The following is a 23372-nucleotide window of genomic DNA, read 5'->3' as shown; positions in this document are numbered from 1 at the left end:
AGCGTAAAGTTTCTCGGTCGCTGTAGCCGTTCGTTCGGTGATCAGCGATGCGGTCAGGCGTATATCCAGAAGGTTACGTTCCACGCTTTGTAGCCTGCCTGCCATAAACCGCTGATCAACCTTGCGCCCAGAGTAAGATGCGGGGCGCATTCCGGCCGACCGGCGGCGCCACGCCGATCGAGATAATCGGCGGCGATGCTCCTCTCACGCAAATGCGCCATGTATGAACCAGCGCATCGGGCCAGTCGCCATGCGCTCGCCGTCGCCGAGGCGGAACAGCCAGTATCGGCCGCCGCCCTCGACCTCGACCTGGAAATAGTCGCGCACCGCATAGGGCGTGCGCGCCTCGTGTCCCGCCTCGCGCCACCATTCGCCGTGAAGGCGCTCGGGGCCATCGGCCTGGGTTACGCGGTAGCGCTTGCGTCGCCACACGAACATCGCCGGCGGATGGTCGGGCAGCATCGCGGTGACCTGGATTTCCTGGGGTGGGTCGAGGAGCCGGGCCGGGCGGGGCAGGTCGTCGGGCCAGCGCCTGCCCACCGCGTGCGTGAGCGGCGGCACCACCGCCACGGAACGTTCAGGCATACCGGGCTGGGGTGCGGCGCGATGCAGGCTGGCCTGTCCGAACCGATTGGCGAGCGCGTCGATAAGCCCGCCGAGATCGGCTTCGGATCTGGCGGCCCGGGCGAGATCGCTCTGGCTGGATCCGAGCGCCTCGGTCAGTGGCGCGACCAGCGTCATCGCCTCGACGCCGAGGCCCGGTTCGACCTGTTCGATCCTGGCGGCCAGCAGCTTGGCCAGGTGCGCGACGTCGCGGCTCGGGGCCGCGGTGCCGATGCGGATTGCCTGCGCGTGCCCGTCGACGCGGTGGAAATAGCAATCGAGCCGACGGGCGCCATGGCCCATCCGGACGAGCTGGGCACCGAGATCCGCAACAAGGTCGCCGATCACCCGGGCGAAAGCTTCGGGGGTGGCGATCGGCTCGACCAGCCCTAGCCGGGAGTGCGGCACGTGCTGCGGAAAGACCGGCTCGATCGCCTCGGGAGCGAAGCCCAGCGCCTGGTCGAGCCGTTGATGGAGGATGCGGCCGAACCGGCGCGCCAGCGGGCCGCGCGGCGTCTCGATCAGCTGTTCGATCCTGTCGAACCCGAGCTTGCGCAGGCTCTCGACGATGCTCGGTTCGAGCCGGAGCGCGGCGATCGGCAGCAGCGTCATCGCCTTGCGCTGGTCGCCCGGATTGATCGTCACCGGCCGGCCCGCGGGGACATGACGCGCGACCGCATGCGCGCAGCCAGGCGTGTCGGCGGCGGCGATCTGGAGGGCATAGCCCGCGGCGGCGACGCGGCGGTGCAGATCCTTGAGCAGTGCCCGCTCGCTGCCGAACAATCGCGCGCAGCCGGTCACGTCGATCCAGATGCCGTTGGGCGGATCGGGGGCGGCGAAGGGCGAGTAGCGCCCGCACCACAGCGCCAGGCGCCGGAGCGCGGCGAGGTCGGCCTCGGGATCGGCATCGATCACGGTCAGCCCGGGCGCGAGGCTCCGCGCTTTGGTGACGGTCATGCCGGGATGCAGCCCGAGCGCGCGCGCCGGCGCATCCACCGCGGCGAGGATCCTGCGGCCATGGTCCGGCAGTGCGGTGACGAGCGGCTCGTCGGGAGCTGGGAGGTCCTCAGCTCGCGAGGCGCCGCTCTTCCGCCGCAGCCGGTCGGTCGACCAATTGGGCAGGTAGAGCGAGACGACCCTGCGCATCGCAGGCCTCCACGATCCAGGATTTCGGCTCGCCACCGCGGACGCGCTCGAGCTGCACTTCCCAGCGCGGCCGGCCGAGGCTGGGAATGCCCAGGGGAATGCTGGGCGCGGCGAGGACCCGCCAGCGCGTGACGGCGGCGGTGCCCTCGCCCTGCCCATCGATAGGCGCTGCGCGGCGGAACACGAAGGCGGTGCTCCCCGAGCTTTCGGCCGCGAGCTGGAGCCGCTTGGAGGCGGTGGTCGAAAGCCTGGCGACCTCGCCGACGACCCCGGCAAGGCCGGGATGGCGCAGGCACTCCTCCATCGCCAGCAATACGTTGGTGTCGCTGCCTGCCTCGACATGGATAACCCGGTCGGGGTGCAGTCCGGCCAGGTCCAGCGCCGGCGCGAACAGGTCGCGCCATCTCAGGCACCAGAAGACCGGCCCCTCGACCCGGGCGAGGATGCCGGCGAGGAAGATCGTTGCTGCCGCGTCGTCGCAAAGCTCGGGGCTGCCGGTGACTTCGTGAAGCGCGCCCGCCACGAGGCCGCCTCCGGGCAAGTGCCGGTCGATCGCCGGGACGCCGAAGGGCGCGGCTTCGCGAGTCCGTCCGACGCCTTCGATGGCGGCGATGCGGGAACGCAGGTCGGCAATGACAGCGGGCTGCCTCATGGGGTTTCAAGACTCGGAGTGACGTGATTCGTTCCTTGTTTGTTCCGAGTTACTTGTGGTCGTCAAGCAGGCGGCCGGCTGGCGGCGGGTGAGTCGAGGAAGTCCAGGCCGTTGCAGCATCTCCCGTGGGAGCGGGATCGCCGTGGGCGGCCTGCTGGCGGTGCCTTCGAAAAATATTTTCGCGTGCGGCCCCGTAGTCCGCGATGTGCCGCGTCAACCCCTCAACGCCCGAGCAACGGGCGATGGGAGGGAAAGAATGACGATCTCGAGAAAGGCACTTTGTGCAGCGCTGCTGGCTGCGACTGCATCCGCTGCAGGCATGGTCGTCTCGCCCGCCCACGCGCAGGAAGCCACCGTGACCTTCGATCTGCCTGCGCAGGGGCTTGCGACGACGCTGCGCGAGATCGCCCGCGCGGGTCGCCGCGAGATCCTGTTCGCGGACGAGGATGTGCGCGGCAGGCGGTCGCCCGCCGTCCGGGGCAGCTTTACGGTCGAGCAGGCAGTACGCCTCGCTATCGGTGACAGCGGCCTGGTCGTCGAGGAGCAGGCTGGGGCTCTGTTCATACGGGTGCGCCCCCGAACACCGCAGGACAGCGCCGAGGAAGCGGCGATCACCGTAACCGGCACGCGCATTCGCGGTGCCGCCAGCCCCTCGCCGGTCATCGTGATGACGCGGCGGGGGCTGGAGGAGCAAGGCGTTCCGGACCTTGCAAGCGTTTCGCGGATCATCCCGCAGAATTACACCGGAGGGCAAAACCCCGGGGTCGCGGGGGGCGGTGACCAGGGCGGATACAATAACATCAATAACTCGACGACGCTCAACCTCAGGGGGTTGGGCTCGGACGCAACGTTGACGCTCATCAATGGTCACCGCCTTCCTTACGACGCCGTCAATCAGGGCGTCGACATCTCCACCATCCCCTTGGCAGCCCTGGAGCGCATCGAGGTGATCACCGACGGAGCATCCGCGCTTTACGGCTCGGACGCCGTCGGCGGCGTCGCCAACGTCATCCTTCGCCGCGACTATGACGGCCTCCAGACCGGCGCCCGCGTCGGCGCCTCCACTGAAGGCGGCAACGTCCAGCAGCAATATTCAGGGGTCGGGGGCGCGCGCTGGGCCGGCGGCGGCTTCATGGCCGCGCTCGACTACAGCAAGGCGACGCCCATATACGCCGACGAGCGGTCCTATTCGCGCAGCCTCCACCCTACGCAGATGATCGCCACCGGGAGCCGGCAGGTGAGCGGTGTGCTCGCCGGCCATCAGGACCTCGCCAGCTGGGCCTCGTTGGAGCTGGACGCGCAGCTTGCCGACCGCCGCTCGCGCAAGGCTAACGCCTTCTCGGTGACCGCGCCCGTCACCTACTTCGGACAGCTGAGCCTGCCCGTGGTGCGCTCCTACGCTGTCACGCCCTCGCTTCATCTGCGCCCCGGCAGCGGCTGGGAGGCGACAGTCGAGGCCACTCATGGAGAGAGCTCCACCGTCAGCACCGCCAAGCGCTACACGAACGGAGCGGTGATGATCGGTCGCTCGGCCTATGACGATTACCTCACCAACTTCGAGGCAAGCGCCGAAGGCCCGCTCCTCCGCCTGCCCGGCGGCGATGCGCGCCTTGCCTTAGGCGGCGGCTACCGGCGCTTCCGGCTTGCCTTCAATGTCCGCTCGACGAGCGGCGGTGTCACGCGGGTCACTCGCGACGCGGTGGAGCGGCGGGAAAGCGTGTTCGGTTATGGTGAGCTGTCGGTGCCCCTGGTCGGCGCTCCCAATCGCATGCCGCTGGTCGAGGTGCTGCGCTTGAGCGCCGCCGTCCGCTACGAGAGCTATGCCGGAATCGACGCGGTCGCGACGCCCAAGCTTGGCTTGGTCTATGCGCCGCATCCCGACATCATCCTCAAGTATAGCTGGGGCCGATCGTTCAAGATCCCGACGCTGCAACAGGTCAACCAGACCCGGGAAGCCGTCCTGCTCAGCGCCGACCTGTTCGAGCCGCAACCCGCTCCACCCCTTCCTGCAGGATCGACCGTGCTGCTGGTCGGCGGCGGCAATCCCGACCTTCGCTCCGAGCGTGCGACCAGCTCGACTCTTTCGATCGAGTACAAGCCCAGCTTCGTCGACGGGCTCCGCATCGAGGCGAGCTATTTCGACATCGACTATCGCGGCCGGATCGCCTCGCCGATCAGCGACATACTTTCCGCGCTGACCAACCCCGTGGCCTCAGACTTCGTGCTGCATTCTCCCAGCGCGAGCCAGCTGGAGGCGATGATTGCGACGGCGGCGCTCGGTCTGGATAACCAAAGTGGACAACCGTACGACCCGGCGCAGGTCGCGGCCATTGTCGATTCCAGCCTGCGCAACACGGCGCGCGAACATATCCGCGGCGTCGACCTCGGCATCGACTATAGCGCAGACCTCGGAGCGGATAGCCGCCTCCAGCTTTCCGGGTCGGCCAGCTATCTCGACGCCGCGCGACAGCCGGCCGCCGACCTCCCCTACGAACGCAGGTCCGGCCTGATTTTCACGCCGCCCAAGTTTCGCGCCCGCGGCTCGGCGAGCTGGGCGACCTCGGCGGTGCAACTCTCGGCAGCGCTCAATTATGCCGAGGGCACGCTCGACAACCGCCTTCCCACGACGGCCCGGATCGGTGGCTTCACGACGCTGGATCTGAGCGGGGCTTTCCGCCCGACTGGCGGGCACGGCATGCTGAGCAACCTCGAGCTTCGGCTGAACCTGCAGAACCTGCTAAACGAGGAGCCCGACCCGATCCGGAATTCGGACCCCTCGTCCATTCCCTTTGACTCGACCAACCAATCGCCGATCGGCCGGTTCGTCAGCTTCTCGGTGACCAAGCAATGGTGATCCGGATCGCAATCGCCGCCACGCTGCTTATCGTGCCTGCGGCGGCCTGGGCAGCTCCCGACTGCGCCGCCCTCTTGCCCGCAACCACTGCGGCGCCCCAAGCCCGTCGCCCCCTGACCCCGACGGACCTGGTGCAGCTGCGCGACATTGGGCCAGCGGACCCCACCCAGCAGTATGCCGGGCTATTTTCGGTGTCGCCGGATGGCACGCATGCAGCCTTCCAACTGCGGCGCGGCGATCCCGCCGCCAATGGCTATTGCCTCGCGATGGTGGTGGTTGTCCTTCGACCGGGCGGTGAGGCGGTCGTGGTCGACCGAGGCGGCGACTTCATCCGGCCGACCCTGGATTTCCGCGGCATGGCCAATTTCCCGGCCGGTGTTGCCGATCCGATCACGCCGCGATGGTCTCCCGATGGCAGCTTCATCGTCTATCGCCGCCGCGACCGGGGAGCCGTCCAGCTCTGGCGGGCCCAGGCGGACGGCAGCGCGAGCAAGGCCATCACCAGCAGCGACGACGACATCGACGATTTCCGGATCAGCGCCGATGGGCGGCGCATCATTTACGCAACCAGGCCCGGGCTGCGCACCGCGCTTGCCGACATCGACCAGGAAGGGCTCTCGGGGTTCCGATACGACGGCCGCTTCTCCCCGGCCTCGAGCAACCGGCCGTTCCCGCCCGGACCCATCGACTGGGCAACCTGGGCCCTCGACCTGGCAAGCATGACGACGCGCGCAGCCACGCCCGACGAGGCCGCGCTGCTCGACAAATCGTCTATGCGGGAGGGCAGCTGGACCGAGGCGGCAACGACTTCGGGAGCAAGGGCTTGGGTGCAGCCGCCAGCCAGGACGCTCTATGCATCACGAGGACGGCTTGGCGTCACGGCGGGCGGCCGAACGGAGCTTTGCAATGCGCCGGAATGCGCGGATGCGAGCTACCCCTGGTGGGCGGGCGGCAAGGTTCGTTTCATGCGACGGGAAGGGTGGGGAAACAGCGCTACCGCCATCTACGAGTGGAAGCCCGGTGCACGCAGCCCATCGCGCCTCTACGTTACCGACGACCTGTTCCTCGGGTGCGTGCCGACCGGAGAGGCGCTTACCTGCCTTCGCGAGGGGGCGCTTCAGCCGCGCCGGCTCGAACGCCTCGATCCTGCGAGCGGCCGCCGGGAAATAATGTTCGATCCGAATCCGGAGTTTGCAAATCTCCGGCTCGGTCGCGTCGAGCGTCTGCGATCCCGCAACAGCTTCGGTCTCGAGTCCTTTGCTGACCTCGTCCTGCCTGTGGGGTACGAACCCGGTAAGCGGTATCCACTGGTGGTCGTGCAATATACTTCGCGCGGCTTTCTGCGGGGCGGGACTGGGGACGACTATCCAATCCAGGCATTCGCCAACCGCAGCTTCGCCGTGCTGAGCTTCGACAGGCCCGACTCGGTGGGGCTTCGTTCCACGACAGACTTCCTCGAGGCCGACAGGATCAACCTCAAGGACTTCGCCGATCGCCGCAGCGTGCTCGAGTCATTGGAGGCGGCCGTGCGCATCGCGATCGAACGCGGCATCGCGGATCCAGCCCGCATCGGCATCACCGGCCTGAGCGATGGTGCCTCCACTGCGGGCTTCGCGCTGCTCCACAGCAAATTGTTTTCCGCATTCGCAATGAGCAGCTGCTGCTGGGACACCGGCCTGCCGGTGCGGGTCGGTCCCGGTGCGGCGCAGCATTTCTATTTCATGGGCTATCCCAAGACTATCGACGACAGCGAGTCAGCGAGGGCACTCTGGCGCCAGATCGCCATTTCGCCAAATGCCAGGGATATCCATGCGCCGATCCTGGCGCAGGTGGCGGACGATGAGCATTGGAGCTCCCTCCAGAGCTTTACGGCGCTTCGTGAGCTGGGCCGCCCGATCGACCTCTATGTTTTTCCAGGCGAGCATCACGTGAAGTGGCAGCCTGCGCATCGCCTCGCGGTATATGCCCGCTCGATCGATTGGTTCGACTATTGGCTAAACGGCATGAAGGCGGCCGATCGCCCCGGCGAAGTCGGGCGATGGGAGGCGATGCGCCAAGCGCTATCTGTCACTCTAAAAGCTTCTGCTCCAGCGCCCGCCGCGCCTTGAGCGCCTCAGACCGCAAACCGCATCAGTCGCCACTGCGCCCAGGTCCAGGCATTCTGCCGCTTTCATTTTCTGCAATGCCGACAGCGGATCCGCGCGTGCTGGTGCTGATCGTCCCGAGCTCGGTCACCTTACCGTCTTTGCAACGCATCGATCTTCTCCGGTCTTGACGGGGCGTGCGGTGGCGCGCCGTTCGCAACCCGACGTATGGCGAGCGGGTGCCTTGGCACCCGCTCGCGTCGTTTCAGTCGTCGCGCAGGCCGGATCGCAGCATCTTGCCCGATTCGCCGTCGGCGATACCCATCACGCTGCCGCGCGTCGCAACGCTTGCCGTTCCAAGCTCGATCACAGTCATGTCTTCGGTACGCATTTCGGTTCTCCTCTTGAGCATCATTCGGTTGCGCCCGAGCCTGCGGCGGACTCGCCGCCACGCCACGGCGATGACCAGGCGGTGCACCAGGCCTCGACATTGACCAGCTCGAGCAGGCGCACATTCTCCTCGCCGGTCGTCACACGCCCGGGTCGAAGAGCCTCCTCGATCGCGCCCGGATCGAGAATTCGGTGGTGGGTGAGTCGTCCATCCAGCAGGCGTTCGCGCAGCTCCTGCCGCTTGCGCCGGACGATCTCCCCGCAAAACGGATCCGGGGTTCCCTTGACCTTGCGGTCGACGATCGCCTTCGGGAGCCTGTCGGCGAACGCGGTCCGCACCGCGGCGCGATCGCGCCCGCCCGCTCGCCATCGCCAGCTTGGAATCGACAGGCAGGTCTCGATGATCGGCTGGGAAAGCAACGGATTGATCAGCGGCGCAATGCGGCTGCGGTCGGACTCAAGCGTGAGATGGGCGCGCAGCAGCCCGGCGATATGCGCTGCCTTGCCGGGGAGCGACCATGGCGGTGCCTCGAGCCATGCATGTGCCAATACCAGGTCGCGCATCGAGGCTATCAGGTCGGGATGGAGGAACGTCGGGCTCGGACCCCAGCGATAGCCGGGCGGCTGGCGCGCGATGCGCACGGCGGCGCGCGTTACGCGCAACGGCCCGGCGCCGGTCTGGCGACAAATGTCTCTTAGCGTTTCAAAGGCACCCGCGCCCGGTCCCTCGTGCAACGCCCGGTCCGCGAGCGCCGCAGCGGATTGGGAATAGCCAAAGACGTTGTCGCCGCCGTTTCCCGTGAAGAATGCGTCGGCGCCGACCTGCGCCGCGATCGTGCGGTGCGCGGCCTCAAAGGGTTGCGCCTCGGCGCGGGCAGCGGGGCGTGGAAGGCGCACCCCGAGCGCGCGCGCGAGATCGACTGCGCCGAGTTCGTATCGATACTCCGAAAGCGGCAGGCCGAGCGCTTCGCAAAGCAGCCGCGCGAAGCACCGCTCGTCCCCCGCCGGATCCTCGGTGTACATCGTGACGCACGACGCTTTTCTGCCGGCCAGCGCCAGCGAGGCCGCGACGACGGACGAATCCAGCCCGCCAGATACGCTGAGAACCGGGCGCTGGTACAGCGACGACCACGCGGCAGTGCAATGCTCGATGACGCGCCGCAAACGCTCCCCCTCCGCGTCGGCCTCTTCGTCCTCGCGCGGCGCGACGAAATCCCAGGGGGACCAGGCCGACACCATGCGCTCGAATCCACCTTCAAGAATGACAGCCGTTCCGGCGAGCAGCGTGCCTATGCCGGCAAGTGCGGTTTCGGTAGTGGGAAGGCCATTGGAATAGAGCGCGCGACCCAGCGCATCCCATGCAATCTCCGCAGGCTCCCCATCCCCGGCCCACAGGAGTTCGGCGTCCGAAGCGAACTTCGCGATGCCACCGGCCGCGGCCCGGTAGCAGGGTAGCGCAGCCGAGGGATCGCGCAGGATCTCGACCGCGTCACCGCGCAACCGGACGCTCACATAGCCGCCCCAATAAGATGCGAGGAGCGCGCCGCTTCCTTCGCGTGCCAATGCGCTGCGTTCGGTGGCACCAAACGTGATGATTGCACGCGGAGGCCCGTGCCGATGGAACAGCGTGCCTATCACCAGGCCGTCTGCATCGATATCGAGGCAGCCGCAGGTCTCGTTCACCAGCACGGCGACGGGCGGCATGCAGCGTGCGATCCGCAACTCGGTCGCGCGGGCAATGTGCTCCGCACGGGCAGCGAGGTTCGGCTCGTGCCCTACAAGAATGAGGTAGCGCGGTCTCATCGGACCACCAGGATCGGGGTGTAGAGTCGAACCTGCTCGAGGTCTCCCACCACCACGGCGTCTCCCGCCTGCACCCAGCTATGCGCGGCAAACGGGTCGAGACGCACACCGAAGATCAACGCTGCATCCTGTCCTTGGCGGCGACACAGACGCTGCGCCGCGATTGCTCGCGGCAGGCATTGATCGGCGGCCCGCACCACCATCGCGCTCGCGACGAAAGCGCCGGCGATCTTGCGAAGACAAGTCTCGTCCCGTGCGCCGACTTCGACGCCGGGAGTTTGCGCGAGACGCGCTACGACCGTGGAGAGAGGTAGGCGCCTAAGCCAGCGCCGCGCACCTAGTTGCCCGATGATCGCGGCCGTCACCTCAGGCACGGATCTGCGGCTGCCGTTGGAAACGGCATGGTCTCGGGTCGCGGGAACATGCTCGGCAGGAGCTGGCGGATCACCTTCCCCCATCTCCGCCACTCCATTCGCGACGAGCATAGCTTGTTCGGGCGGGGCGAGCGCTTCGCCCGCGGCCCAGCGCCGGAATAGCGCGTCGGGCGTCTCCGAAAGGCAAAAGTAGCGATCGCGTGTCAGGTCGAGGAACACCGTTTGGCCGGCAGGGGTGCACCAGGAGAGTCCGGAACGAAGGACGATCGACATCGATGGATCTCCGCACGAGAAAAGGCGCGCGCCCGTTTGGGACGCGCGCCAGGTCTCATCAGTCGTCGCTGAGGCCGCTCTTGATCTGACGGCCGAAGTCGAGGTCGGCAGTCCCGGGCGTGACGCCCTTGGTGTCGGTGCTGACGACGCCTAGTTCGATGGTATCCTGATATTCGCGTTTCATGGCATTCCTCCATTGAGAGAACGTCATGGCCATGACCAGCCTAATGTAGCGGGCTTCACGCTTATGAGTAGGTTATAATCGGGTTATAATCCGATTGTTTTCAGAGCAGTATTGCTGCGCATCGAAGCCGGGCGGGAAAAGCATGCTTGGACATGCGCCACCACCTTTAGCGTGACGCCTGGACATAGTGATGGCCACCCGGCCTGGACTGATCGATGAGACATCTCTGGTGCCGGCGGCTATATTGTAAATATCCTGCGGCGTTTCAACCGGCGCGGCGATATCAACTATGTCTTACTCGGTGCTCGCTGGGCGCTTGCCGGTTACCTTCCGCCTTCAGGTTCAGGGTGACGACCGCCCCCCTGGCCGAAAGCCGGCGCCTGGCCGCCTGTAGACATCAGCACGATCTCGCGGGGATCGCTGGTATCCATGTGCGCTCCGAACAGCGCTCGGAGCCGGCGGGCAAGCAGCTCGGTGTCGTCGAGCCGGAACAAGCCGGACACGCGCCGCGCTCCGAGCGATGGGTCGGCCAGCCGGATGGGACGCGCGGCCCCGCGGTTCGCCAGCTTGACCAGCTCGGCGACCGGTGTCGCCTCGAACTCACGCGGGGCGGCGGGCGGCGCAGCTTTCACGCCGGTGGATCCAGCAGGCGTTGTCGAGCCGTCAGCCTGCACCACGAAAGCGACACGTTGCCCTGCTACCAGCTTGCGCATCGGCGGCTGCGGCGAAGCGGGCTTGGGAGGCAGCGCCACGTCGACCGCCCCTTGGAGCAGCCGCACGTCGACCAAGCCCGAGCGCGTCATCGCGACCTCGAAGATCGTGCCGCGGGCCGTGACGCTGCCGCCGCCGGCGAATACGATGAAGGGACGCTGCTCGTGCGCGACCTCGAACCGTGCCTGCCCACGAAGCAGACTCAGGCGGCGTCGGCGGCTGCCGATATCGACATCGAGGACGCTCCCACCGCCTAGACGCACGGTCGAGCCGTCGGCGAGGCGCAACACGCGCGCTTCGCCAGCCTTGGTCGAGATGGTGCGATGGTTGGTAGTTACGGCTAGGACTTGGCGCGGGTCCGGGGCAGGTGGCGAAGGATGCGACGCGACCCAACCGCCGATGCCAACTGCGCAGGCAGCCAAGGTCACCAGCGAGACCGCGAACACTCTGTGTCGCCGTGCCGGTGCGGGCACGGGAACGGACGGCTTCGGCTCCGCGAGCAGCTTTCCCATTGCGAAAATCTCGGAAGCGCGGTTGTAGGCCGCCCGGTGCTCGGGGCCTCGCGCCAGCCATGCTTCGAACGCCGCGCGGCTGGCGTCGGCGTCGGGCCCGCGCATGCGCGCGAACCAATGCGCGGCCTCGCGCGCGAGCGCCTCGCCCCCTTCCTCCGTATGCCGGTCGGCGATGTTCATTGCCCCAGGTCCTTGCCGATCCTCAGCAGCGCTTCGCCGACATGCCATTCGACGGTGCGGATGCCGATGCCGAGCTGAGTCGCGATCTCCTTGTAGCCGATACCCGCCACTCGGTGCAGCAGGAACACCTCGCGCGTCCGCGGCGGCAGCGCGTAGACCGCCGCCCGGTAGCGCCCGCGCATCTGCTCAAGCTCGATGTCGTCCGCCTGGGTGGCGCGAGCCGAGGGCTCGTTCAATGGGTCGATCGGCACATGCGATATGCGGTTCGAGACGCGGCGTGATCGGTCGATGAGCAGGTTGCGCACGATCCGGTTGAGGAACGCCTCGGGCTGGCGCAGGCCGTCGCGAGCGCCCGAGCCGAGCAGCCGCGCAAAGGCATCCTGCACCAGGTCGTTGGCTTCCTCCCTGGATCGTACGCGCGCGTCGAGCCAGCGCCGCAGGCGGGGTGCCTGCTCGCGGTAGAGCACGTCGAAGCGTGCCTGGTCGCTGCCGCCCCCTCCGGGCGACTGGCCAGGTTCGTCATCCGGCCGCCGCATCCGCCTTACCGCGTGCAGCTGCCGCCGCGCAGCGCGCGGGCAGGGAAAAGCAATCGCACGAGAACCTGTCTCGTGCCGGCGGTGCCTCGGAGATTTACCGCCGACCGAAATGGCCGGAAGCGTTTGATGCCTGGCGGTCTGTCCGCAGCGGGCTGCCGGCTCGAAACCGCGCTGCGACCCGAGTCTGCGTCACTTCACTGGCATGCGCAACACCTGCATTGCCCGGCTCACCCGCTCCCAGCCGGCCAGGACCTGAGCTCCGCTTGTCGGGCGCGCCGCGGTGCCCCGCAACCCGGCAAGGCCGGGTGCTCCGCTGCGCTTCGCCCTTCGGTGCGGGTCCCCGCTCGTGGCGCGCCCGCTGGGCGTAGCCAACGGTCCCCTAGGCCGCCTGAAAGGAGCGATGATATGACCGAAGTTGATGCCAGGCTGGTTGCACGCATGGCAGCCGCAGTCGCCGCGCTGCCCGAGGCCGAGCAGCAGGTGTTCGTGCTCCATGCCATTGACGGGCAGGACTATGCCGCGGTGGCCGTGCGGCTCGGCATCGACCTGAACGAGGTCGAGCGGCTGCTCGCCAGTGCGCTCGTCCTGCTTGCCCGCCACCTTTCCGATGACGGCGCTGATGCTGGACCGCTCGGAAATGGCGCTTGATCCGCCTTCCGGCGGTTGCATCGCCGTCCCGGCGCTCTAGGATTCTCCGATGCGTACCGATCTCGATCATCTGCCAGCGGCCAAGCAGCGCGAGCTCGAGCGCGTGGTGCAGATCCTGTTCGAGGAATTCCGCGACGCGACCGCGACCGCCACGGTCGACTGGAAGCGGCAGGCGCGCATCCTCAAGGTCATCCTCTATGGCAGTTATGCGCGTGGCGGCTGGGTCGACGAGCCACATACCGCAAAGGGCTATCAGTCCGACTTCGACCTGCTCGTCATCGTCAATCACGAGAAGCTCACCGACCGCGCGGCCTTCTGGTCCACGGCCGAGGATCGGCTGAACCGCGAGCTGTCAGTCATCAGGACACTGCGCACGCCGGTCAACTTCATTGTCCACACCCTGCACGAGGTGAACGATGGTCTCGCGCACGGCCGCTACTTCTTCATGGATGTCGTTCGCGACGGCATCGCGCTCTACGAGAGCGACAATACCGAGCTGCATGAGCCCATGCCAAAGACGCCGCAGCAGGCGCTGGCGATGGCACAGGAGTATTTCGCCGAGTGGTTCCCCGCGGCGATGAAGCGCTTTGAAATCGCTCGCTTTGACATCTCTAAGGGCTTCAGGAAGGATGCTGCCTTCGATCTCCATCAGACAGTCGAGCGCCTCTACCACTGTGTGCTGCTGGTCTGCACGTTCTACACGCCGCACGTACACAATCTCGGCTTTCTCCGGACGCAGGCGGAGCGCATCGACCTACGCCTGATCGACGCATGGCCGCGCGATACACGCGCTGACCGCGGACGCTTCGAGAAGCTCAAGGAGGCCTATGTGAAGGCGCGTTACTCGAAGCACTATCGTATCAGCGAAGAGGAGCTGACTTGGCTCAGCGGGCGGGTAGAAGAGCTTGGGCGCACCGTCCAGGTCATCTGCGAGGAGCACATCGCCGCGCTTGCGCGGAGCGCGGCCGCTTGAGAACAACTACCGAAATGGTGCCAGCGACTTTGCGCCCAAAGTCGGTCGTTCAGCTCGCCGCTCGCTGATCTCAAAGGCCGCCGTTCGTTCGGCAGACGTTGATTGGCGTGATTTGGGTGGATAGCCGCCGGTCCGCTTTCGGGCGGTCAGATGAAGTAAGCGGACGCTTGTTCATGATTGTCGAAACGGCAGCTACGCGCCCCAATTGAAGACGTTCAACTCGCCGAACAACGAACCTGAAATCCGCCGTTCGTTCGCGCTCGCCGCGCCCCCAAGAACGGCCGCAGGTGGGGCAGTCCCGACTTTTCTAACGGACAGCTTTGGGCCTCGTGGCGAACGTCGCCATCGAATGTCATGATGCGGAAGATGCGCATTTGCCTCCGATCATCCGCCCGGGCCGGCGTCTTGCACGGGCTCCATCGTCGCGTAGCGGAATAGCGGAGATCACCGTTCCATCCGCGGTATCCGCGGGAACAAGGCGCGGCTCGTGCCGAGGCTAGGAACACATTGTTCTCATTCCTTACAATACTTGAGACTCCGGCACGAAGATGTGCTAACTTTGTATCATTGTGCGGCTTTGGTCATGTACGCGTTGCGTCCCCCCGATGAATAGATGTCAGGTCAGGTGTGCGCGCAGGATATATTCTTCTATGGAGTAGTGCAGCGCTGCTGGCGCCTGAAAGCCCCCGCGCCGAAGTCGTGACCGTGGAGTTCAGCGGCAACAACGCGCCCGAGCTCGCCGCGCAGGCGCTCACGCGGCTGGTCAGGGAACATCCTGACCTTATTCTCGACCCCACCAATACCACCGACAATATCGAGCAGGTGCGCGCGGTTTGCGGACCGCAATCCGAACTCAAGATCGTGCTTCGCGGATGCTATTTCTGGGACAAGATCGTCGCCAGCGGCGGCTGGCCCGCGAATACGCCGCAGATCGAACGAATCCCCGCATTGCTGCGTGCGCCGGGCAAAGACCGCCATTATCTGCCCAAGGTGCGCTGGGACGTGTTCGACACGGTCGGCGAAGTCAGCGTGCCGTCGAACGCCGCGCACGATGCGGCACTCGCTCCCGAGCAGGTCGAGAGCGTGTGCCACGGCCTGCGCTGGAACAATCGCGAAAGCGGCAGCTGCGTCATCGACATGATCGCGCCCGAGGATAGCGGCGGCGAAGCAAGCGGCACACGCCGGCTGGTGGTGCGCCGACGCACCATCCAATTGTCGCTCGACGTGCCCGAGGTGCGGGCTCCGGCGGTGCGCGGCACGCTTGCGCGCGCGACGGTGGTGCCGGTCCGGGGCGCGATCGGCACGCTTGTTGCGCCGCCGGTGGCGCTGCGCTCGCTGTTCGGCGCCGCGCAGGAGACCCCGGCGGGATGTCCAGCAGCGCGAATCGCATCGGCGGCCGCGGCGGTCCGTACGGCCATTGCCTGGCCAGCGGGCGCCACGCGGATTGCGCTCCCGCGCAACATGCTCGCGGTGCTCGACGGCGAGGCAGGCAACACCATCGCCAATTGGGTATCGACCTCGCGCATGCGCCAGAATGACTGGGAGGGCGAGGGACATGCGCTCGCCTTGCATCCGATGCTCGCCGACGCGCCCGGCTGGCAATTGGCCTGCGCCGACTGGCGCGAGCCGGCGCCTGGCGGACCGTTCAGCCATAGCTTCGCGGTCGCCAGCGTTATCACCGGCCAGGCGACCCGCGTCGACACCGGCGCCAGCGCCGTCGAGATCGCACCGCTGTTCGAGTTCGGGCCTGTTAATATCGGCGCCGTGCGGATGCTGCAGCCGCCCAATATCAATTTTCCCGGCGGGACGCCGGTATTCGTCGCGTCCTATCAGCAAGAGCCGCCTCCGGCGCAGCCGGGCAGCACGCCTGGCAAGCCGATCGTCGGCGCCTATGCCGCCAAGATCAACACGACCATGCAGGCTGGCGCGGTGATCGTCGCGGCCGCGCCCGAACAAAACGACCATGGCGCGACCGCAGACACGATCGACACCACCGACAATTTCACCTGCTATTATTGGCCGAGTTGCCTCGGATCGCTCGGCTGGGTGCTCACCGTCGCGGCGGTCGACAATGCCGGGGCGCTGATAGAGGCTAGCCCGTCGAGCGGCCGCAAATATGATCTGACGCCGCGCACGATCATGCTCGCCGCCGCGGGCGAGGACGTGCCCGTCCTCGCCCGCGGCGAGCGCCCCGGCCTCGCCTTTGCCAGCGGCACTTCGGTCGCGGCGCCGGCGGTCGCGGCACTCGCGCTGCGGATGCGCGGCAGCTGGACCGATCCGCGCAACGCCTATGATATCGTGACGACCATCCAGGCCAGCGCCGACCTCACGCGCAACTTCGGCGGCAGGATCCGCTTCGGACAGGTCAATGCGAGCCGCGCGCTGGCGGTCAATGCGCTGAAGCAGGGCGAGGCGCTTGCCTATGGCGCCACCGGCGACGAGCGCACCGACGCGGCGAGCCCGTCGGCGCCGCTCAGGATCCGCGGCCGTGCCAAGTCAAGCCAATGCGACGTCTCCGAGCAGGATGCGAGCCAGGGCGTGCTCTATTATTATCTCGAAGGAGACGAAGTGCCCGAAGCCGATGGCGAGGGCGTAACGCGCTGCGTCGCGGTCAAGAAGCTGCTGCGCCTGCGCTGGAGCGGCAATGATGGCGGCCATAATCGCTATATCCTGGTCTATCAGGCCGACAAGCTCGCTTCGAAGCGGCCCTTCGCGACGATCGAACGCGACGTCCTGCTCGACCTAGACGGCGTGCCGGGCCGGTGCCGCCCGGCGCTCGGTACTGCCAACCTCGAGAGCATGGCTGGAGCGTGTCTCGCCGAACTCGGCAGCGACGACACGCCGCGACCGATCGACCTGATCGGCCGCGATCTCGTCTTCAACCCGCTGAACCGCCAGGAACATTGATGCTACGCGTAACCGCCCTTGCCGTGGGCGCGCTACTTCTGGCGACGCCACTCTCATTGGCCGGGCAGCAGGCCGGCGAAGTCAAGGTCAAGATGATCGCCATCGACAGCGGGTTCGAGGCGCCCTTCATCGGCACGGCGCGGTTGCGCCTGCCGCCTTTGCCTGCCGAGGACTGGCGGCTCGAGATCATCGCCGAGGGCGCTACGACCGTCGTCACCCCTGCCAATATCGAGACCTACCGCGTCTACGACCACACGATCGAAGTCTCGGTGCCGCGCGCCGGGCCGGTGACGCTGCGCCGTGAAGGCATCATAGAGCCGATCGTCTGGGAATCGATGGTGTCCGACGATGGCGTCCAGGATCTGTATTCGCAAGGCGGCAAGCTCGAGCTTTTCGACGCGGCATTCCGCGCCGATCCCGCCAATGCCGCGATCATCGCGAGGGCCGGCGCGGTGGTGCTGGTGCAATGGTCGCACGCCGCGAGCGAGAGCCTGTCGTGCAGCGGAGTGCGGATCGCCGCGACCCGCGTGCTCACTAACCGCCACTGCCTGCCAGCCGGCTTCAATCCCAAAGCGGCCTATGGCGAAGTCCGGGTCCATTTCGGCGAATTCCGCGGCAACCTCGCTGATGTCGTCGAGACTATCCGGGCACGAGTCGTTCATGTCGCCTCCGGCGTGCCGGTCAGCGGCATCTATCCGCGCGATCTCGCCGTCCTCGAACTCGCCCGTGCGCCATCGGCGGCTGCCTATGCGCAAGCGATTCTGCCGCTCGCTGCCGGGCCGAGCATCGGCCATCCGGTGCAGCTGATCACGGTCTGGCAATATAGCAAGCCTAACCAGAAGGCGATCTCGCGCGATCCGCAGAAATGCAAGCTCGCGAACGTCGACCAGTCCTTTGGCTGCCGTCCCGGCAACCAGCTTCACCGCTGTGAAGCCGAAAGCGGCTCAAGTGGATCGCCGATCCTCGATGCCGCGAGCCAGCATGTGGTCGCGCTGCACTTCCAGGGCATCGGCGTGTCGGCCGGAAACTGCGCGCTCGGCGCCGGCACGATCCAGCAGGAACTCGCGCAGATCATACCATAGCAACACGAGGAACTCACGCATGCGACCGTCCATCCGCTTTCTCGTTCTTGCGCTGCTCGGCACCACCGCCTGCGCGCCGCGGATCTCCTATGTAAAGCCGATCGATGCCTTCGGTGCCCAGACCGCCAAGCTCGGTACTGTCGTCAACGACGAAGTGACGCGGTATCCGACCGACCGGCGCGGCGCCTATCTACGCCACGCCGTCGCCAGCCGCATCCTGTTTGCCGCGCAGGGCGAGCAAGGCCGCTTCGAGCTCCAGCCGCTCAAGGATTTCACCTGCAAGCCGCGCGTCGCGATCGAAGGTCAGAGCCAGCAGTCACGGTACCTCGCCGCGGTCGCGGAGGCGCTCAAGAACACTGCGGCGGCCCCGTCCGAAAAGGTCGGCGAGTTGCTCGTAGCGCTCGGCAAGTCCTATGCGATCACGGTCGCGCTCGAAACCGAAGCCAAGGAAGAAGCGCGCTGCGCCGCGGAATTCGCACCGGCCGGCGTCGCCGCTTACCGCGCCGCTGCCTACCCGATCGGCGCACCCGAGGCGTTCACCGTTGCTGGCGTGATCGCCGGCGTCAAGGCGCTGAAGGGCGTGTTCGAGGGGCTCGCGACGATCATCCTCAAGCCGGTCGACGATGCCAGACGCGCCGCGGCGCTGCGTGAATTCCTCGGCAATCCCGAGAATATCAAGCGATTAAAGGATGCGGTCAACGACAATAGTGCCTTTCTCGCCGGGGCAATGGCCGAGCGGCGGATGCTCGCAGCCAACGCGCTCGATGCCGGCCATGAGGGCTTTGGCGACAAGTTGCGTGGTGCCGACTTGAGTACGCTCTCGGCGTGCAAAGGGCTGAAGCTCGACGCGTCTCTTGACGCATTCGACCAGCCTGGCTTTCGCGCTTGCCATGCGCAACTATGGCAAGCGGTCTCGGCCGACGCCGCGAAGCTGCTGACCACCGCCGCCGCCTATGACACCGAAGCCAACAAACATCCTGACGAAGCCGGAAAGAAGCTCAAGGAAGCGATCGACAAATTATCGAAGCTTGGTGCCGGCGAGCTCACCGCCGAGGAGCTGGCCCAGCTCATCTCGACCTACGCCGATGCCGCGGCCGCGCTCGAGACGTTGATCGACCAGGCCGGCAGCGACGAGACGCGTAAGAAGATCGACGACGCGATCAAGCAGATCATCGGCGAAAAGGAAGGCTGACGCGGCCGTCCTGCGGCAATAGCACGCTGGCAGGTTCGCCGCCTGCCAATGGTCAACCAGCGAGATTGACCTCGATCCCGCGAATGATCGTTGGGAGCTGCCCTAGAGTCTGCTTCGTCATTGGGATAAGATTTCGAATGAACGGCTACGTAGCGCCCTGATCTTCGTCATTCAGCGTCGCCGCGGGCCTGCCCTAAAGCGGACAATAGATCATCGTTGGGGGGGATGGGCAGCTTACCACCAATTTTGATCTTTCAGTATTAGGCTTGGGGCGCTGATTTTTACGTCGTGATCTGGACGACGATCCTTTTAGCAGCGAGAATGTCCCGGGGCTAAGGGGACATCATGGCCGACGATACCGGCGCACCGCGCGATATTCATCTGTTGACGACCGAAGCCTTGCTCGCCGACCTTGTTGGCGGCCGAGCCGTGGCGCTTGGCGGTGGTGAGCAACTGACATTGGCGTCGGATGACGCCCGTGCAGTGCTCGACTGGTATCGCCGCAATCGGGGTAAATGGCAGGGCAATCTGTCAGCGGGGGATACCGAGGCGGTCATTGACACGATTGGCACGCCACCTCCCGTCACTGCGGCCGCCGCCCATGTTGCAACTGCCTCGGCAGCTCGGCTGCTGCGGCTGGTTCGCGTTGAAGCGCACCGTTTTGCCGGACTGCATGCCTATGGCCGCGCAACCGAGCCACCCGCCTCGTTCGTGTTCGAGCCCGGCAAGCCGATCACGTTGTTCGAGGGCGTCAATGGGTCCGGCAAGACCTCGATCGCCAACGCGCTGGTCTGGTGTCTCACTGGCCATCTGATCCGCTCGCAGCGAGCGCCCGAGGAGGGGCCTCTGGATTTCGCGTGCGAGATCATGCGCGACGATGGCAGTGTCAGCACCCATCCGATGTCGGCCATTTCGCCGATGCCCCTGAGGTCGAGTGATTTGCCCGCCGACGGGCAATCCATCCCGGCGGACAGCTGGGTTGAGGTGACCTTCGCCGATGCCGACGGCACGCCGCTGCCCCCGCTCCGGCGCCGCCAGAACCGGTCAGCGCGCGGCAAGCTCAACGAGACACCACCCGACCTCGACGCTGTCGGCGTCGACCCGATCGCCTGGCGAATAGCCACGACGATGCCCGCGCTATTGCCATTCCTGGCAGTTGGTTCGGCATCGCAACTTGGTGAAGCCGTCGCGCGCCTGACCGGACTTGCAGACCTCGTCGATCTCGCGAAGCACGCCGAAAAAATGGCGGTGCGGATCATGAAGACAGCGACGCCGGAGCTCGAATCCCAGCGCGACGGAATCGCCGTCCAGTATCAGCAGGCCGTCGACGATCTCGCCGCCGTCATCGCCGAGACAGCGGCGATCGCATTCGAGGGCGATGCGCCTGCGGTGACCGATGCGCAAGCCAGAGAGCAGATTGCCGCGATCGGCACGCATTTCGTCGATCTAAAGGCGGCGGCGCTCAAGGATGCGCAGGATGTGCTGGGCGACGGATTCGATCCCGAGAACAAGCAGTCGCGCGATGACCTTGAAGCAAGCATCGTGCCTGCAATCGAACGGCTGAAGACTGCGGGCGAGCTGTCGTCGATCGTTCGACTGTCAACGCTCTCGGCGAATACTGATGATGTCGCCGCAGTCATAGCCCTGCTGGCGCGGGTGGAGGCTGAGGCTGCCACCATCGCTCAGCTGGCGAGCGATCCCGATCGCGCCCGCCGTGCCCAGCTCTATGCCAAGGTCTCCGCGTGGATGCATGACCATGCGCACATCGACGATGGCACCTGTCCTCTCTGTATCCACCAGCTTCACGGCGCGTGCGATCCGGTATCCGGCAACCCCGTTTCAGATCACCTCGCCGATGCCGCACGCGACCGCGAAGTGATCGCGCGCACGATCGCGGAATGGTCGGCACACTGGTGCGGGCATCTGATCCAGGAACTGCCGCCTGCGATCGGCAAAGAGGCACGCGGCGATCTGCCGGCTAGGCCAGCCGTATTGCTGCGTGCAGGTCTGGCGGACGAACTGTTCTCGACCGAACCCTTCCGCGGCGTTCTCGTTGCTCTGCAGCCGGACGCAGTCAAGCTTATCGACGAGCGGATCGCGGACCTTCCCGCCTTCAACGAACCCGCCGCCCGCCCTCTGCCTGCCGCGCTGGCGACCGGTGCCACGCGGCTCCAGCAGATGATCGACCGCACCGTGCGCGCGCTTGCTTTCGCGGAATGGCGCGCGGCGAATGGTGGGGCGATCAACAGCTTCGTTCAAGCCGTCAGACGCGGCGAGGACGGAGCCGCCAATGCTGAGCGAGCAATTGGCGCCCGCCTTTCGACGCTGCGCGGGATCGTGGATGGTGCGGCACCGCTGAATGCCGCGATCGAACAGACCCGGCGCATGGAGACGGCACGGGGCAACCACGTCGCGAAAGCAACGCGGATCGCCGCCTGCGGGCGAGCCGCAACGGCGCTCGATCTGCTCGTTCCGCTAGGCAACCTTGCACAGACACAGGTCGATGCATTGCGTCGGACGCTTCATGATCGATCGGAGCATTGGCGTACGTCAATCTACCGGAACGCGACGGTGTTTGCGCCGGACCTAACCGGCACCGGCATGAACGCGCGTGGCGTCCTGGAGTTGACCGTCGGCCGCGATGGCGTCACTGCGCCGGCCCAGCACATTTCCAATGCCTCGGCGCTTCGCGGCGCGCTGTTCGGCTTCTTCCTCGCCTTTCGCGAGCATGTGCTGGCAACGCGCGGCGGGCTTGCATTATTGGTGCTAGACGACCCGCAGGAACTGCTCGATCACGACAACCGACAGCGGCTCGCACATGGCTTGGCAGGCGTCGCGACAGCCGGCGCGCAGTTGCTGGTTACCACACACGACCGACGGTTCGCCCGGTCGCTCGTCGCCGAGTGTCGTTCCGGCGACCGCGTCGAGCATTTTTCGGTGCATCCGGTGAACACCGTGCGGCCGACGCTCGGCCTGTCGCCCGCGATCGAGGAAGTCGATCGACGACGGCAGGATTTTCTGGCGGCGGAAGACGGCGCATCAGAGGCGCAGACTTACGCATCCGACGTGCGCGTGTTCCTCGAAGCACGGCTCGGCGACCTGTTCGACGATCTGGTGGAGCCCGCCCACGCCACGGCGACGCGGGCGCTGACACTGTTCCCATTGGTCGATCGACTGCGGGGGCTGATTACAAACGGCAGCGGCGAGCTATTTACTAATCCTGTTCTTAAACGGTTCGTGGACGATCCAGCGCTCGCCGAAGGTGCAGCGCCGCGCCGAGTGCTCAACACCTCGCATCACGACAAGGCCTCGCTCACCTACATCGACGTGAAGCATGTCGACACCGATTTCGTCCGACTGCGTGGGTCGATTGAGAAGGTTCATGAGCAGTTCCGCCTGCACCGTTGGCGCGAGCCGCTCGCGCCCGCGGATACCGCCAACGACAACGTCGTGACATTGCGCCCAATAGATAGGCCAGTGCTCGCCGTACCAATCTGTCCTGACATCGCAGCATTCGTCGGCACGGCGCCCACGGGCGGCTCGCAGGACGTTGCCACCGAGCAGATCGCCGGCGACTGGTTCGACGGTAAGGCGCTCTACTACATTCGCGGCGAAAGCCTGGGCTTCGCCATCCCGGCTGGCGCAGTCGCTATCGTTGAGGCCGAGCCCTATCCCGGTCGCGACCAGAACTTGGTGATCGCGCTGTATCGCGAACAGGTTCTGGCCCGCCGCATGGCCAAATCGCCCGGTGCGCTCGGTGTCTCGCTGTCGGCTCAGATGCCTGATCCGCGCCACCGGCGGCCGACAATGACCTTTGACGAGAGCAAGGTTCGGCTGCATCGCATCGTCGGTGCGATCTTCACCGCGGTGCCGCCGCCGGTCGGCGGCGGGGAAGCGACGGCGGTCGAAACGGTGCCCGAGCTCGCCCGAATCGATATCGCCTATCGTGTCCGCGAGGAAAGTGCGGTTCCCCTGGTACTACCCGGCCAGACGATCCTGGGTGGTGCCGAGCTGACGGCGACGGACCTCGACGGCTATGAAGGTCAGCTGGTTGCGGTCACGCTCGATGACGGCACCAGTCTGTTCAAACGCGTCGGCGCACGCCTCCCCGGAAAACTCGCCCACCTCCGTCAGTTCGAGACGATCGGCGGTCTCGGCGCATCGATCGTGATCGCGACAGAAGCGGTCGAAGGCGAACAAGGCGCCCCGCTAATGATTTCCGCGCGTCAGGTGCTGGGGGTGCTCTACGATTGAGGATAGATTTCGTA

The 23372-nt window shown here is 66.3% G+C and carries 16 protein-coding genes; 8 read left to right on the top strand and 8 right to left on the bottom strand.

All coding sequences use genetic code 11. The features are described from left to right. Positions 1-204: 204 nt before the first annotated feature. Both LZ586_RS10775 and LZ586_RS10770 read right to left on the bottom strand, forming a co-directional pair. Positions 205-1749, bottom strand: a complete 1545-nt coding sequence (locus tag LZ586_RS10775) for a Y-family DNA polymerase (protein WP_235076301.1) — start codon at positions 1747-1749, stop codon at positions 205-207. After that, positions 1670-2401, bottom strand: coding sequence for an ImuA family protein (locus LZ586_RS10770; protein WP_235076300.1), 732 nt, complete (start codon positions 2399-2401; stop codon positions 1670-1672). Before LZ586_RS10770 ends, LZ586_RS10775 begins: the two co-directional genes overlap by 80 nt. A 256-nt stretch (positions 2402-2657) precedes the next feature. Between LZ586_RS10770 and LZ586_RS10765 the strand changes: the two genes are divergently transcribed. Beyond that, positions 2658-5255 carry a TonB-dependent receptor gene (locus LZ586_RS10765; protein ID WP_235076299.1) on the top strand — a complete coding sequence of 866 codons (2598 nt, stop codon included), beginning with the start codon at positions 2658-2660 and terminating at the stop codon, positions 5253-5255. Further along, on the top strand, positions 5249-7363 hold the full coding sequence (locus LZ586_RS10760; protein WP_235076298.1) for an Atxe2 family lasso peptide isopeptidase: 2115 nt from the start codon (positions 5249-5251) through the stop codon (positions 7361-7363). Before LZ586_RS10765 ends, LZ586_RS10760 begins: the two co-directional genes overlap by 7 nt. Before the next feature lie 241 nt (positions 7364-7604). Here LZ586_RS10760 and LZ586_RS18150 read toward each other — a convergent pair whose 3' ends face one another. The 6 genes from LZ586_RS18150 to LZ586_RS10740 form a co-directional block, all read right to left on the bottom strand. After that, positions 7605-7730 (bottom strand): hypothetical protein, encoded by a 126-nt coding sequence (locus tag LZ586_RS18150; protein WP_261346001.1) that lies wholly within the window; start codon positions 7728-7730, stop codon positions 7605-7607. Positions 7731-7750: 20 nt separating this feature from the next. Beyond that, complete coding sequence (locus LZ586_RS10755; protein ID WP_235076297.1) at positions 7751-9433, bottom strand: asparagine synthase-related protein; 1683 nt, start codon at positions 9431-9433, stop codon at positions 7751-7753. A 95-nt stretch (positions 9434-9528) separates the two neighbouring features. Further along, on the bottom strand, positions 9529-10179 hold the full coding sequence (locus LZ586_RS10750) for a lasso peptide biosynthesis B2 protein (protein WP_235076296.1): 651 nt from the start codon (positions 10177-10179) through the stop codon (positions 9529-9531). Positions 10180-10237: 58 nt separating this feature from the next. Further along, a complete protein-coding gene (locus LZ586_RS18145; RefSeq protein ID WP_261346000.1) occupies positions 10238-10363 on the bottom strand; it encodes a hypothetical protein in 126 nt (41 codons plus the stop codon). A 323-nt stretch (positions 10364-10686) separates the two neighbouring features. Then, a complete protein-coding gene (locus tag LZ586_RS10745) occupies positions 10687-11766 on the bottom strand; it encodes a FecR family protein (RefSeq protein WP_235076295.1) in 1080 nt (359 codons plus the stop codon). Further along, positions 11763-12302: an RNA polymerase sigma factor gene (locus LZ586_RS10740; protein WP_235076294.1), complete on the bottom strand. Its 540-nt coding sequence runs from the start codon at positions 12300-12302 to the stop codon at positions 11763-11765. Before LZ586_RS10740 ends, LZ586_RS10745 begins: the two co-directional genes overlap by 4 nt. A gap of 405 nt (positions 12303-12707) precedes the next feature. Here LZ586_RS10740 and LZ586_RS10735 point away from each other — a divergent pair, with 405 nt between their 5' ends. The 6 genes from LZ586_RS10735 (at position 12708) to LZ586_RS10710 (ending at position 23358) form a co-directional block, all read left to right on the top strand. Continuing rightward, entirely contained in the window at positions 12708-12950 is a 243-nt protein-coding gene (locus LZ586_RS10735) for a sigma factor-like helix-turn-helix DNA-binding protein (RefSeq protein WP_235076293.1), read from the top strand. Between the two features lie 49 nt (positions 12951-12999). Continuing rightward, complete coding sequence (locus LZ586_RS10730; RefSeq protein ID WP_235076292.1) at positions 13000-13923, top strand: HEPN domain-containing protein; 924 nt, start codon at positions 13000-13002, stop codon at positions 13921-13923. 627 nt (positions 13924-14550) lie between these two features. After that, positions 14551-16830, top strand: coding sequence for a S8 family serine peptidase (locus tag LZ586_RS10725; protein WP_235076291.1), 2280 nt, complete (start codon positions 14551-14553; stop codon positions 16828-16830). After that, positions 16830-17912: a trypsin-like serine peptidase gene (locus LZ586_RS10720; protein WP_235076290.1), complete on the top strand. Its 1083-nt coding sequence runs from the start codon at positions 16830-16832 to the stop codon at positions 17910-17912. The genes LZ586_RS10725 and LZ586_RS10720 overlap by 1 nt, the downstream gene beginning before the upstream one ends. Before the next feature lie 19 nt (positions 17913-17931). Next, entirely contained in the window at positions 17932-19104 is a 1173-nt protein-coding gene (locus LZ586_RS10715) for a hypothetical protein (RefSeq protein WP_235076289.1), read from the top strand. Positions 19105-19449: 345 nt separating this feature from the next. Further along, entirely contained in the window at positions 19450-23358 is a 3909-nt protein-coding gene (locus tag LZ586_RS10710) for an ATP-binding protein (protein ID WP_235076288.1), read from the top strand. The last annotated feature ends 14 nt before the right edge of the window (positions 23359-23372 follow it).

The organism is Sphingomonas sp. S2-65, assembly GCF_021513175.1.
Classification (GTDB): Bacteria; Pseudomonadota; Alphaproteobacteria; order Sphingomonadales; family Sphingomonadaceae; genus Sphingomonas.
The sequence above is the reverse complement of the archived record's forward strand: the minus strand, read 5'-3'. Positions and strand labels throughout refer to the sequence as shown.